Source organism: Burkholderia lata, assembly GCF_000012945.1.
Classification (GTDB): domain Bacteria; phylum Pseudomonadota; class Gammaproteobacteria; order Burkholderiales; family Burkholderiaceae; genus Burkholderia; species Burkholderia lata.
On sequence record NC_007510.1, the window covers coordinates 2,913,199 to 2,926,299 of the forward strand.

General features: G+C 62.9%; 12 protein-coding genes and 1 tRNA gene. 6 read left to right on the forward strand and 7 right to left on the reverse strand.

The window, feature by feature from the left end; translation table 11 throughout:
• Together lptG and BCEP18194_RS19180 are read left to right on the forward strand one after the other, a co-directional pair.
• The gene (gene lptG, locus BCEP18194_RS19175; RefSeq protein WP_011352917.1) at positions 1-1,149 is read left to right on the forward strand and encodes an LPS export ABC transporter permease LptG; all 1,149 of its coding nucleotides are present in this window, start codon (positions 1-3) and stop codon (positions 1,147-1,149) included.
• 27 nt (positions 1,150-1,176) lie between these two features.
• Positions 1,177-1,560 carry a sirohydrochlorin chelatase gene (locus tag BCEP18194_RS19180; protein ID WP_011352918.1) on the forward strand — a complete coding sequence of 128 codons (384 nt, stop codon included), beginning with the start codon at positions 1,177-1,179 and terminating at the stop codon, positions 1,558-1,560.
• A gap of 82 nt (positions 1,561-1,642) precedes the next feature.
• Here the strand turns inward: BCEP18194_RS19180 and cobA are convergent, their stop codons facing one another.
• The 6 genes from cobA to BCEP18194_RS19210 all read right to left on the reverse strand — a co-directional run bounded on the left by cobA (position 1,643) and on the right by BCEP18194_RS19210 (position 7,837).
• Positions 1,643-2,392, reverse strand: coding sequence for a uroporphyrinogen-III C-methyltransferase (gene cobA / locus BCEP18194_RS19185; RefSeq protein ID WP_011352919.1), 750 nt, complete (start codon positions 2,390-2,392; stop codon positions 1,643-1,645).
• 70 nt (positions 2,393-2,462) lie between these two features.
• Entirely contained in the window at positions 2,463-3,779 is a 1,317-nt protein-coding gene (locus BCEP18194_RS19190; protein ID WP_011352920.1) for a sulfate adenylyltransferase subunit 1, read from the reverse strand.
• A gap of 22 nt (positions 3,780-3,801) precedes the next feature.
• Complete coding sequence (gene cysD, locus BCEP18194_RS19195; RefSeq protein WP_011352921.1) at positions 3,802-4,764, reverse strand: sulfate adenylyltransferase subunit CysD; 963 nt, start codon at positions 4,762-4,764, stop codon at positions 3,802-3,804.
• 76 nt (positions 4,765-4,840) lie between these two features.
• On the reverse strand, positions 4,841-5,593 hold the full coding sequence (locus BCEP18194_RS19200) for a phosphoadenylyl-sulfate reductase (protein ID WP_011352922.1): 753 nt from the start codon (positions 5,591-5,593) through the stop codon (positions 4,841-4,843).
• Entirely contained in the window at positions 5,590-6,132 is a 543-nt protein-coding gene (locus tag BCEP18194_RS19205; RefSeq protein WP_011352923.1) for a DUF934 domain-containing protein, read from the reverse strand. Before BCEP18194_RS19205 ends, BCEP18194_RS19200 begins: the two co-directional genes overlap by 4 nt.
• Positions 6,133-6,157: 25 nt before the next feature.
• On the reverse strand, positions 6,158-7,837 hold the full coding sequence (locus BCEP18194_RS19210) for a nitrite/sulfite reductase (protein ID WP_011352924.1): 1,680 nt from the start codon (positions 7,835-7,837) through the stop codon (positions 6,158-6,160).
• Positions 7,838-8,051: 214 nt separating this feature from the next.
• On the opposite strand from BCEP18194_RS19210, the gene BCEP18194_RS19215 reads away from it, so the two are divergent.
• The 3 genes from BCEP18194_RS19215 to BCEP18194_RS19225 all read left to right on the forward strand — a co-directional run bounded on the left by BCEP18194_RS19215 (position 8,052) and on the right by BCEP18194_RS19225 (position 10,396).
• Positions 8,052-8,993, forward strand: coding sequence for a CysB family HTH-type transcriptional regulator (locus BCEP18194_RS19215; protein ID WP_011352925.1), 942 nt, complete (start codon positions 8,052-8,054; stop codon positions 8,991-8,993).
• A gap of 64 nt (positions 8,994-9,057) precedes the next feature.
• On the forward strand, positions 9,058-10,215 hold the full coding sequence (locus tag BCEP18194_RS19220; protein WP_011352926.1) for an ABC transporter substrate-binding protein: 1,158 nt from the start codon (positions 9,058-9,060) through the stop codon (positions 10,213-10,215).
• Between the two features lie 96 nt (positions 10,216-10,311).
• Positions 10,312-10,396: transfer RNA gene (locus BCEP18194_RS19225), tRNA-Leu, on the forward strand.
• A gap of 155 nt (positions 10,397-10,551) precedes the next feature.
• Here BCEP18194_RS19225 and BCEP18194_RS19230 read toward each other — a convergent pair.
• Positions 10,552-10,800: a hypothetical protein gene (locus BCEP18194_RS19230; protein WP_041492929.1), complete on the reverse strand. Its 249-nt coding sequence runs from the start codon at positions 10,798-10,800 to the stop codon at positions 10,552-10,554.
• Positions 10,801-11,332: 532 nt separating this feature from the next.
• Between BCEP18194_RS19230 and BCEP18194_RS39915 the strand changes: the two genes are divergently transcribed.
• A complete protein-coding gene (locus BCEP18194_RS39915; protein WP_011352927.1) occupies positions 11,333-12,973 on the forward strand; it encodes a tetratricopeptide repeat protein in 1,641 nt (546 codons plus the stop codon).
• The last annotated feature ends 128 nt before the right edge of the window (positions 12,974-13,101 follow it).

Below are 13,101 nucleotides of genomic sequence, written 5' to 3' on the forward strand. Positions count from 1 at the left end.
ATGCGGCTCTATGAAAAGTACTTCGCGCGGCAGATCTACGTCACGTTCGTCTTCATCCTGTTCGCGTTCTCGGGCCTGTTCTTCTTCTTCGACCTGATCAGCGAACTGAACTCGGTCGGGCACGGCAACTACAAGTTCGGCTACGCGGTATTGCGCGTCGCGCTGCAGACCCCGTCGCGCTTCTACGAAATCATCCCGGTCGCCGCGCTGATCAGTGCGATCTATGTGTTCGCGCAGATGGCCGCGAACTCGGAATTCACGATCTTCCGCGTGTCGGGCCTCGCGACCAACCAGGCGCTGCGCTCGCTCCTGAAGATCGGCGTGCCGCTCGTGATCATCACCTACCTGATCGGTGAATTCGTCGGCCCGTATGCCGACCAGCTGTCCGAACGCGTGCGGCTGCAGGCGCTCGGCGCGTCGGTGTCGTCGAACTTCCAGTCGGGCGTGTGGGTGAAGGACACGCTCGCGGCCCGTGAAAACGGCGAGCAGGTCACGCGCTTCGTCAACGTCGGCAGCCTGTCGCCCGACTCGACGATCAGCAACGTGCGCATCTACGAATTCGATTCGAAATTCCAGCTGCGCAACGTGCGAATCGCGCAGACGGGCCGCTACGAGCCGCCCGGCCACTGGCTGCTGAAGGGCGTCACCGAAACCGAGCTGACGCCGATCAAGCCGATCAGCGGCCAGCCGGCCGACGCGCTGAACCCCGTGTACCGGTCGCAACAGGTATCGCTGCCCGAATACCGGCTGCGCTCGGACCTGACGCCGCAGATCCTGTCGGTGCTGCTCGTGTCGCCGGAGCGCATGTCGATCATCAACCTGTTCCGCTACATCCAGCACTTGCGCGAAAATCAGCAGGACACGCAGCGCTACGACATCGCGCTGTGGCGCAAGCTGCTGTATCCGTTCGCCGTGTTCGTGATGCTCGTGCTGTCGCTGCCGTTCGCGTACCTGCACACGCGTGCGGGCGTGGTCGGCGTGAAGGTGTTCGGCGGCATCATGCTCGGCATGAGCTTCCAGCTCCTCAATACGCTGTTCTCGCACATCGGCACGCTGAACACGTGGCCCGCGCCGCTCACCGCGGCCACGCCGGGCCTGATCTATCTCGCGCTCGGCCTGTTCGCGCTCAAGTGGGTCGACCGGCACTGAGCGCCGCGTCACGACGGAGGCTTCGACATGAGTTCGCACGGCATCGTCCTGTTCGGCCACGGCGCCCGCGACCCGCGCTGGGCTGAGCCGTTCGAGCGGCTCGCCGCACGGCTGCGCGGCGCCCCCTCCCCCGCTGCACACGTGTCGCTCGCGTTCCTCGAGCTGATGACGCCGTCGCTCGGTGATGCGATCGCCGCGCAGGTCGCGGCCGGCTGCTCGCACATCACCGTGGTGCCCGTGTTCTTCGGCCAGGGCGGCCATGTCCGCCGCGACCTGCCGCAGCTCGTCGACGCATGCCGCGCCGCGCATCCCGGTGTCGAGATCCGCTGCGCGACGGCCGTTGGCGAAGACGACGGCGTGCTCGACGCGATCGCGCTCTACTGCATCGACCAGATCGGCGACGGCGCGTAACTCACGCCGTCACGGCCCACAAAGAAAAAGCGCTGGCTTCCGCCAGCGCTTTTTTTCGTTCGGGACTCCAGCCGGATTCCGCTCAGGCCGCATTTCGCAGCGCATCACCCGCCTTTGCCTGCCCGGCGCGCTCGGCGAACGCATCGCCGATCATCAGCAGGCTCGGTTCCGCAGGATCGAGCCACGCCTGCGCGTCGCCCGCCGCCATCTGCGCGAGCGTCAGCGTCAACGTGCGTTCGCGCGCGGTGCTGCACGCCTCGACGATCGCCACGGGCGTCGCCGGCGCACGGCCCGCGTCGATCAGTTCCTGCGCGATGCCGGGTGCGCTGTCGCGGCCCATGTAATAGACCATCGAATCGGCGCGCGCGGCTTCGCGAATCTCGTCGCTGCCCGGCGCACGGCTGTGCGTCGCGAACGCGACGCTGCGCGACACGCCGCGCAACGTCAGCGAACGCTTCAGCGTCGCGGCCCCGGCCAGCGCCGCGGTGATGCCCGGCACGACCTCGTAGTCGATGCCGGCTGCTTCCAGCGCGCGCATCTCCTCTTCGGCACGACCGAACAGCATCGGGTCGCCGCCCTTCAGCCGCACGACATGCGCATGCTCGCGTGCCGCATCGACGATCTGCTTGTTGATGAAGTGCTGCGCGGTCGAGCGCTGCCCGCAGCGCTTGCCGACCGCGATCCGGCGCGCATTCGGCGCGTAATCGAGCATCGCGGGCTCGACGAGCGCGTCGTGCAGCACGACGTCCGCCTGTGCGAGCAGCCGCGCGCCGCGCACCGTGATGAGGTCGGCCGCGCCCGGCCCTGCTCCGATCAGATACACCTTGCCCATGTTTGTCGCTTCGCCTTCCAGCGGGCGTCGGCTCCGGTCCGCGCCGCTGCAAAGCGGCGCGGCTTCCCGGTTACGCCGAGAACGCCCGGATCATCCCTGCGGCGACCGTGTGGTGCGTCGCCTCGTCGATCAGCACGAACGCACCGGTACCCGGATGCGCGTCGTACGTGTCGCAGACGATCGGCTTCTGCAGCGTCAGCGCGACGCGGCCGATGTCGTTCATCTTCAGATCGTGACGGTCGGTCGCGTGCGACAGCGTGTGCACGTCGAGCACCTGCTTGACGCCACCGATCTTCGCGAACACCGTGCTGGTGGTCTGCTTCAGCAGGTACTTGCGCTGCGGCGACAGCGGCGTCTCGTCGAACCAGCACAGATCCGCTTCAAGCTTCTTCGCCGGCTCGACCGGCTCGCCGGACGTGACGAACATGTCGCCGCGCGAAACGTCGACGTCTTCCGCGAGGCGGATCGTCACGGCCTGGCCCGCGAACGCATGCGGGACGGACGCAGTGCCGCCCGGCACCGGCGCGACGATCTCGGCGATCGTTGCCGTGCGGTTCGACGGCAGCACGACGATCTCGTCGCCGACCTTCACTTCACCCGACTCGATACGGCCCATGTAGCCGCGGAAATCGTCGGCCGAGCTGCCGTCCTGGCGCGCGACCCACTGCACCGGGAAGCGCAGCGCGTCATGCGCCTGCGTCTCGACCGGCAGCGACTCGAGCACGTCGAGGAGCGGCTCGCCCGCGTACCACGGCATGCGCTCGCTCGCGCCGACGATGTTGTCGCCCTTCAGCGCCGACACCGGCACGAAGCGCACGTCGGTGAGGCCGAGCTGCTTCGCGAGCGTGACGTACGCATCGCGGATCTCGTTGAAGCGCGCTTCGCTGTAGTCGACGAGGTCCATCTTGTTGATCGCGACGATCACGTGCTGCAGCGCGAGCAGCTTGACGATCGCGCTGTGGCGCTTGGTCTGCGGCAGCAGGTCGGCCACGCCGTTCTCGATCGTCACGCGCGTCGCGTCGATCAGGATGATCGCCGCGTGCGCGGTCGATGCGCCCGTCACCATGTTGCGCGTGTACTGCTCATGGCCCGGCGTATCGGCGATGATGAACTTGCGCTTCGCGGTCGCGAAGTAGCGGTACGCGACGTCGATCGTGATGCCCTGCTCGCGCTCGGCTTCGAGGCCGTCGGTCAGCAGCGCGAGGTCGAGCTCGTCGCCGACCGTGCGCTTGTTCTTCGCACGCGACAGCGCGGACAGCTGGTCGGACAGCACGGCCTTGCTGTCGTACAGCAGGCGGCCGATCAGCGTGCTCTTGCCGTCGTCGACGCTGCCTGCGGTAATGAAGCGCAGCACGCCGAGGTCTTCGGTGTTCTCGATGATGCTCATGATGTGAATGTCCTCGTGTGCTTCAGAAATAACCTTGCTTCTTGCGCTGTTCCATCGCGGCTTCGGAGGCCTGGTCGTCCATCCGGGTCGCGCCGCGCTCGGTGATCTCGGTCACCGTCGTCTCGGCGATGATCTTCTCGACGTCGTCCGCGTCGCTCTCGACCGGGCACGTGCAGGAAATGTCGCCGACCGTGCGGAACCGCACCTGCGCGAGCTCGCTCGTCTCGCCGTCACGCATCGGCGTGAGCGGCGTGACGGGCACGAGCAGCCCGTTGCGGCGCACGATCTCGCGCTCGTGCGCGTAATAGATCGACGGCAGTTCGAGGTTCTCGCGCGCGATGTACTGCCACACGTCGAGCTCGGTCCAGTTCGAGATCGGGAACACACGCAGGTGCTCGCCCTTGTGCAGGCGGGCGTTGTACAGGCTCCACAGTTCTGGGCGCTGCGCCTTCGGATCCCATTGGCCGAATTCGTCGCGGAACGAGAAGATGCGTTCCTTCGCACGCGCCTTCTCTTCGTCGCGGCGCGCGCCGCCGATCAGCGCCGTGTAGCCGTGCTGCTCGATCGTCTCGAGCAGCGTGACGGCCTGCGCGGCATTGCGCGAATCGGTTTCGCGGCGCAGCACGACCGTGCCACGCTTGATCGAATCCTCGACGTGGCCGACGACCAGCTCGGCGCCGAGCTCTTGCGCGCGGCGATCGCGGAAGTCGATCACTTCTTCGTAGTTGTGGCCCGTATCGATATGTACGAGCGGGAACGGCAGCGTCGTCTTGCGGTTCGCGCCGAGGCCGAATGCTTTCAGTGCCAGATGCAGCACGACGACCGAATCCTTGCCGCCCGAGAACAACAGCGCCGGCTTGCTGCATTCGGCGACCAGTTCGCGCAGGATGTGGATCGACTCGGCTTCGAGCCAGTCGAGGTGGCCCATGCGGCTGTCGGCACCGGCGGGCGGGGCAAAGGCGGATTGCTCGAGCGTCGTGCTCATGATTTCAGTCCTTCTCTTCTGGGTTCGTGCCGCCCGCTGTCGCAGGCGGCGCAATATTCAGTTTCTTGTCAGGCTTTCAGTGCGTGGCGCCGGCAACGGCATCCGCGGGAATCGGCGTGATCGTCGTGATGTGCAGCCCGCATTCCTTCGTATCGCGCGACTCCCACCACCAGCGGCCCGCGCGGCTGTCCTCGCCGGGACGGATCGCCCGCGTACACGGCTCGCAGCCGATGCTCGGGTAGCCGCGCGCATGCAGCGGGTTCACCGGCACGTCAAACGCATTAAGGTACGCCCACACGTCGCTTTCCGTCCAGTCGGCGAGCGGATTGTACTTCGCGATCCCGCGCGCTTCGTCCTGTTCTTCCTCGTGCAACTCGGCACGCGTGACCGACTGCTCGCGGCGCTGGCCCGTGACCCATGCGCCGACGTCCGCGAGCGCGCGATTCAGCGGCTCGACCTTGCGGATGTGACAGCACGACTTGCGCAGCTCGACGCTCTCGTAGAACGCGTTCAGGCCGTGCTCGGCGACGTACTGGTCGACCGCGTCCTGCAGCGGATGGAACTGCTCGATCTCGTAGCCGTAACGCTCGCACACACGGTCGATCATGCCGAGCGTTTCCGCGTGCAGGCGGCCGGTGTTCAGCGAGAAGATGCCGATTCGCGCGCCCTTCGACAGGATTGCATGCGTCAGCAGCATGTCTTCCGCCGCAAGGCTGCTCGCGAACTTCACCTTCTCGTGACGGGCGCCGATCTGCGCGAGCAGCGCGTCGAGGCGCTCGACCTTCGCGGCGAGCTCCGGCGTCAGCGCAGTGGCGGTCGCGGTGCTCATGCGTTCACCTTGGCGTCGGGCGCCGCGGCGCGGCGACGGAACAGCGGTTCGGGCTGGTCGAACGCGCCCTGGTAACGCTGCGTGAATTCCGTGAACGCATTCAGCGCGTCGTGGATGTCCTTGTCGGCGCGCACCGCGTATGCGTCGAAACCGCAACGCGACATGTACAGCAACTGGTCGCGCAGCACGTCGCCGATCGCGCGCAGTTCGCCCGTCCAGCCGTGACGCTCGCGCAGCAGGCGCCCGATGCTGTAGCCGCGGCCGTCCGCGAAGCGCGGGAACTCGACGCCGATCAGCGAAATCGCGCCGAAGTCGGCCACGAGATCGGTCGGCTCGCTGTCCGGTGCGAGCCACACGCCGAGCTCGTCCTTCGTCTTCGCGGCGACGAGCGCCGCGCGCTCGGCCTGCCACAACGCGAACGGCACCAGCACCTTGCCGGCCGGCAACGCGTCGACCGCGGGCAGTGCACCGTCTTCTGCCGCGCGCACGACCTGCCATGCATCGTCGATCACTGCGCGGTTCTTGATAATCGAAGCCATCTGCTAATTCCTTCTACCCGGTTGGTTACGCGTTCACTGCCTGGCGCGCCGCATACACGCGCTCCTTGAACGGCGCGATGCCGATGCGATCGTACGTTTCGACGAAGCGCTCGCCGTCGACGCGCGACTCGACGAACGTGTCGATCAGCTTCGCGATCACGTCGGGCACTTCTTCCGCCGAGAACGACGGCCCGATCACGCGGCCGAGGCGCGCGCCGTTCTGGCCCGTGCCCTGCTCGCCGCCGAGCGACACCTGGTACCACTCGGCGCCGTCCTTGTCGACGCCGAGGATGCCGATGTTGCCGACGTGGTGGTGACCGCACGAGTTCATGCAACCGGAAATGTTCAGCGACAGGTCGCCGAGGTCGTACACATAGTCGAGATCGTCGAAACGCTGCTGGATTGCCAGCGCGATCGGGATCGACTTCGCGTTCGCGAGCGAGCAGAAGTCGCCGCCCGGGCACGCGATGATGTCGGTCAGCAGGCCGATGTTCGGCGTCGCGAAACCGGCTGCCTTCGCCTTTTCCCACACCGCGAACAGGTCGCGCTTCTTCACGTTCGCGAGAATCAGGTTCTGCTCGTGCGACACGCGCAGCTCGCCGAACGAGTACGCGTCGGCCCAGTCGGCCACCAGCTCCATCTGCTGGTCGGTCGCATCGCCCGGCGCGACCCGGTGATCCTTCAGCGACAGCGTGACGGCTGCATAGCCGGCCACCTTGTGCGGTGCAACGTTACGCTCGACCCAGCGCGCGAACGCCTTGTTCTCGAGCAGGTGCTGTTCGAACGATGCGTCGGTGTCGGCCAGCTTCTCGTAGACGGGCGGCTGGAAGTATTGCGACACGCGATCGACTTCCGCCTGCGTGAGCGTCGACGGGCCGTCCTTCAGGTGCTGCCACTCTTCCTCGACCTGCTGCGCGAACTTCGCGGGCGACAGCGCCTTCACGAGGATCTTGATACGCGCCTTGTACAGGTTGTCGCGGCGGCCGTAACGGTTGTACACGCGCAGCACGGCTTCGCAGTAGGTGAGCAGGTGCTGCCACGGCAGGTCTTCCTTGATCACCGCGCCGATGATCGGCGTACGGCCGAGGCCGCCGCCCGCGAGGATGCTCGCGACCACTTCGCCCTGCGCGTTCTTCTTCAGGTACACGCCGAGGTCGTGGATCTGCACGGCCGCGCGGTCGTCCTTCGAGCCCGACACCGCGATCTTGAACTTGCGCGGCAGCCATGCGAATTCGGGATGGAACGTCGACCACTGACGCAGGATTTCCGACCACGGACGCGGATCGATCTCTTCGTCCTGCGCGACACCGGCGAACTGGTCGGCCGTGATGTTGCGGATGCAGTTGCCCGACGTCTGGATGCCGTGCATCTGCACCGACGCGAGCTTCGCGAGGATCTCGGGCGTATCTTCCAGCTCGATCCAGTTGAACTGGATGTTCGAGCGGGTCGAGAAGTGACCGTAGCCGCGGTCGTGTTCGCGGGCGATGCGCGCCAGCATCCGGAGCTGGTCGCTCCGCAGGTTGCCGTAAGGAATCGCGATGCGGTGCATGTACGCGTGGCGCTGCATGTACAGGCCGTTCTGCAGGCGCAGCGGACGGAACTCTTCTTCGCTCAACTCGCCCGACAGCCGGCGGCGCACCTGATCGCGGTACTGCGCGACACGCTCATCGACGATCGTCTGGTCGTATTGGTCGTACTGATACATTCGGGGACCCCAGGGTTTTCGTGGTGACCGCGCGACGTCCTAGCCACGTCGCGCCCGAATCTCCGTTCCGCCGTCACCGCCCCCATCCGCTGCCGGGTGGATTGCTAATGACGAAAACAGATATCCATATTTGAAAAACTCCGGTGAATCGTAATAAACTCGCCTTATATTTCAAACGACTAAAAAATTCTGTTGATATGCGGAAGGGTTATAAATGAACCTGCACCAATTTCGCTTCGTGCGCGAGGCCGTCCGGCAGAATTTCAACCTCACCGAGGCCGCCAAGGCGCTCTACACGTCGCAACCGGGGGTATCGAAGGCGATCATCGAGCTCGAGGACGAGCTCGGCGTGGAGATCTTCACGCGGCACGGCAAGCGCGTGCGCTCGCTCACCGAGCCGGGCCGGATCATCCTCGCGTCGGTCGAGCGGATTCTCCAGGAGGTTGAAAGCCTTAAAAGGGTCGGGAAAGATTATGCAGCGCAGGATCAGGGCAACCTGACCATCGCCGCGACCCACACGCAGGCCCGCTACTCGCTGCCGGCCGCGATCGCAGAGTTCAAGAAGCGCTTCCCGAAGGTCCACCTGTCGATCCTGCAGGGCAGCCCGACGCAGGTGGCCGAGATGGTGATCCACGACCAGGCCGATCTCGCGATCGCGACCGAGGCGATCTCCGACTACAAGGAGCTCGTGTCGCTGCCCTGCTTCCAGTGGCACCACGCGGCCGTCGTGCCGGCCGACCATCCGCTGCTCGAACGCAAGCCGGTCACGCTCGACGATCTCGCGCAGTACCCGCTGATCACGTACGAAGGCGCGTTCGCAGGCCGCAAGAAGATCAACCATGCATTCGCGCTGCGCGGGCTGTCGCCGGACATCGTGCTCGAGGCGATCGACGCCGACGTGATCAAGACCTACGTTGAACTCGGCCTCGGCGTCGGCATCATGGCCGACATCGCGTTCAATCCCGAGCGCGACCGCGGCCTGCGGCTGATCCCGGTCGGCCACCTGTTCGGCAGCAACGTGACACGTGTCGCGCTCAAGCAGGGCGCCTACCTGCGCAGCTATGTGTATACGCTCGTCGAACTGCTGTCGCCGACACTGAACCGCAAGCTGATCGAGCAGGCGCTCAAGGGCGAATCCGAATCGTACGAACTCTGAGCGGCGTGTATAAACACGGGGGCGCACATCGCGCCCCTTTTTGCTGTCCGACGGAGAATTCCGCATGACGCTTCCCGCCCTGTTGCGCCGCGCCGCCGCCGGCGCCCTCGTACTGGCCTGCGCCACCGCGCATGCCGACCTGAAGGTCGGCGTCGACCTGTCGTCGACCGGCCCGGCCGCCGCGATCGGCATCACGAGCAAGAACGCGATCCTGATGTGGCCGAAGACGATCGCCGGGCAGCCCGTCCAGGTGACGGTGCTCGACGACGCATCCGACCCGGGCACCGCGGTGCGCAACATCCGCAAGCTGGTGGACGAGGATCACGTCGACGTCGTGGTCGGGCCGAACATCACGCCGGCCGCGCTCGCGGCGCTCGATGCGGTGGCCGCCGGGCAGACGCCGATGATCACGCTGGTCGGCTCCGGCGCGATCGTCGAGCCGCAGGAAGGCGCGCGGACCTGGGCGTTCAAGATGGCGCAGAGCGACAGCGCGATGGCCGACGTGATGACGCGCTATGTGGCGAACCACGGCGTGAAGACGGTCGGCTTCATCGGCTTCGCGGACAGCTACGGCGACAGCTGGCTGAACGAGTTCACGCGCTTCGCGGACCTGCGCAAGATCCGCGTGGTCGCGACCGAGCGCTTCAACCGCACCGATGCGAGCGTCACGGGCCAGGCGCTGAAGCTGATCGCGGCGAAGCCCGACGCGATCCTGATCGCGGGCTCCGGCACGCCGGCCGTACTGCCGCAACGCACGCTGATCGAACGCGGCTACAAGGGCTCGATCTACCAGACGCACGGGATCGCGACGCCGGAATTCATCAAGCTCGGTGGCAAGGACGTCGACGGGACGCTGTTCCCGACCCAGCCGGTGGTCGTCGCGCGCACGCTGCCGGCCGATCACCCGGCCCGCAAGGCCGCGCTCGCGTTCGTCGACGCGTACGAAGCGAAGTACGGCGCCGGCACGGTCACGCAGTTCGCGGGCGACGCGGCCGGTGTCTACCCGCGCCTCGCCGACGCGGTCGGCCGCGCGCTGAAGGCCGCGCAGCCCGGCACGCCCGCGTTCCGCGCGGCGCTGCGGCGCGAGCTGGAACGCGCGCACGAGCTCGTCGTGCCGAACGGCGTCGTCAACACCAGCGACAAGGATCACGTGGGACTCGACCAGCGTGCGAGCGTGATGGGGATCGTCAAACAGGGCCGGTTCGTCTACCTGAGCCAGTGACGCGCGCGGGCGGCAACCGGGCAGCTTGCCCGGCGCCGGGATTTCGGACATAATCCGCGTTTCGCCGCGCACAATCGCATGCGCGGCCAGGATCAAGCCCAGGTGGTGAAATTGGTAGACGCAGGGGACTCAAAATCCCCCGCCGCAAGGCGTGCCGGTTCGATTCCGGCCCTGGGCACCAGCATGAAAGACGTAAGCAGATCAAAGACTTGCGTTCGGTCTTCATCAAAAAGACCACAAATGACTGAAGCAGTAGACACCTTGATGTGCCAAAAGGTGTGCCAAACAAGAGCCCCGTGTCAGCAATGACCGGGGCTTTTTCTTTGACCCTTCGCGTCAGATCGACTCGCAGTACACGCGCAGTTCGAGAACAAGGTTCCGGAGGTCCTCCTCGAACGGGCCTGCCCCCGTCTTGGCCACAGCCACGTCCAAGAACTTCACCATCGAAGCCAGCCCCGCGCGGAACGCCTGTCCCAAGCCTTCGTCCGAGGGGTTGAAGATGAGCTGGTGCACAACTCCGCCGTCTTTGGCTTGTACGTGCCGATTCAACGACTCCAGCGTTGCATGAGCGGCGTCCCCTGACATGACCCGATGGGCGGCTTCATGAATGGTACCGACGCCGACCTCATACGCCAGTGCCGACCACTTAATGTACCGAGGCTTTTCGCCATACTCGGCCGTGACTTCGGCTACTGTTTGCCCGAAGCGGAATGGGTCCGCGCCGGTTGCTCATCTTAAAGAGCGTGGGGAGCTTCGAGACGAGAAAGGTTACTTCCTTTGGACGCTCAAAAGCGCTATCCCGCGCTGACCGATATGGCGTGCTGTCGCCGCGCACGTTCTGACGGGCTGGTTCGCGACTCACAGGCGGCGGAACGATAGTCAGTAGTTCATGCCCTTCTGGCCCGCTTCGGCAAGCCATGGTACAAGGACTGGAAAAGTCGATCATATGCTAACGGTAGTGGCCCACAACCTGACGGGCCCGAGAACATTGGAGGTGTTGCGTTCCGATAATGTCTGATGAGGTCGCAAATCGCTGATAAGAAACACCTATTCATCTAAAAATTCGCTGCCGAATAAAAATCACGCACATCACAATTGCTGTTGCGAATCGCGAGAGATGAAATTGCGTCCGACCACTTGGCAACCCAACGCATTGAAACCCATGCACCCACCTCACCCAGACACCCTCGAACTAGCCACACTCTTATATCACGAGCAAAAATTCTCCGACGCCTATCACATCGCCAGGAATTTACTAAAATCAGAACCGCACAATGCTTTTGTCTTGAATTTTGCCGGCGCGTGCTGTTATGCCACCGACAACGTCAAAGATGCCGAAAGATATTGGAAAACGGCCATCGATATTCAACCCACCTGGATCGACTCTCACAACAACTTAGGAACGCTGTACTGGAAGAAGATGCGTCAACCAGATAGCGCCGAAAAATTTTTCAGAACAGCGCTGTCGATCGACAACCATCGAAAAGATGTTCAAGATAATTTGATCGAATGCTTTATAGACTTTGGAAAATTCCCGGATGCCATAGAATTATGTAGATCCGCAATGATCGATCGACCTACAGACTCCGGACTTGCTCACAATCTTGGCATGGCGCTACATCAACTTGATCGATTGGAGGAGGCGGAATATTTTTACAAACTTGCAATAGAGAACAATCCGCGCCATCACTTTGCAAGCTCCAATCTCGGAGTCATCTTTAGAGAATTACGTCGCTACGATGAAGCTGAGCAAGCTTATCGCAATGCCATCGCAATATGCCCTGATGAACCGCTTCATCACATCAATCTTGGCGCACTACTAATTGAAACCGGTCGATGGAAGGAGGGCTGGGAGTGCGTAGAATGGCGGCATCGTCGAATCTCCGACGAATTTATACACAACCTCATTTCGACAAAAATTAAAAGGTGGCATGGGGAGGCATTGCAACACAAATCATTGTTGATTATTCCAGAACAAGGATTTGGCGATCAAATTCAAATGGTTAGATATATCGCAGCCGTGAAAAAACTCGGTGCAGCGCATATCACTCTGGCTTGCAGCCCCGAGTTACGCACGCTCTTTAGATCAGTTTCCGGCGCCGACGACGTAACCACACCGACGAAGGCCATCAAGCGAAGGCATTATGATTTCTGGATTTCCATTTTCAGCCTTCCACATTTGATCAGTGCGACATCCGACGCCGTACCGAATACGATTCCCTATATCTTCGCTCCAAAAAAATCAATCGGCAAATGGAAGAAAATAGTCCCAAGGGACACCATGCAGATTGGTTTGGTTTGGAGGGGTTCTCCACATCACGAATCCGACGCTTTTCGATCCTTGCCGAGCCTCTCAACACTGGCACCTTTATGGGAGATCAAAGGAATTAGCTATATCAGCCTCCAAAGAGGGACTGCCAGAGAAGAAATAACACGCCTCCGTGAAAAACAGCCTTTACGTGATCTCGGAGAAGAAATAGAGGATTTTGGCGATACCGCAGCAATTGTAACGCAACTTGATTTGGTAATTACGGTTGACACGTCGATGGCGCACCTCTGCGGCGCACTTGGCGTGCCGTGCTGGATGTTGCTTTCAGCTATCCGAACAGACTGGAGATGGACCGGATTTTCAGAGACATCAATCTGGTATCCACATAAGCTAAAGATATATAGACAAATTCAACGCGGCGATTGGCGAGCAGTCGTCAATAATGTCACACGGGATTTGGAAATATTAAAAAAGTCCCGCGACACATAACCCGATTTTTGAACCAATCTTTTTAGACACAAAAGTATTTTCCGATCAATGCCAACCGCATTATTCACATGTACTGGATGCGTTCGAGCAACCGACTAGCCGTAGGGGTACAGACAGGAGTATCAGCG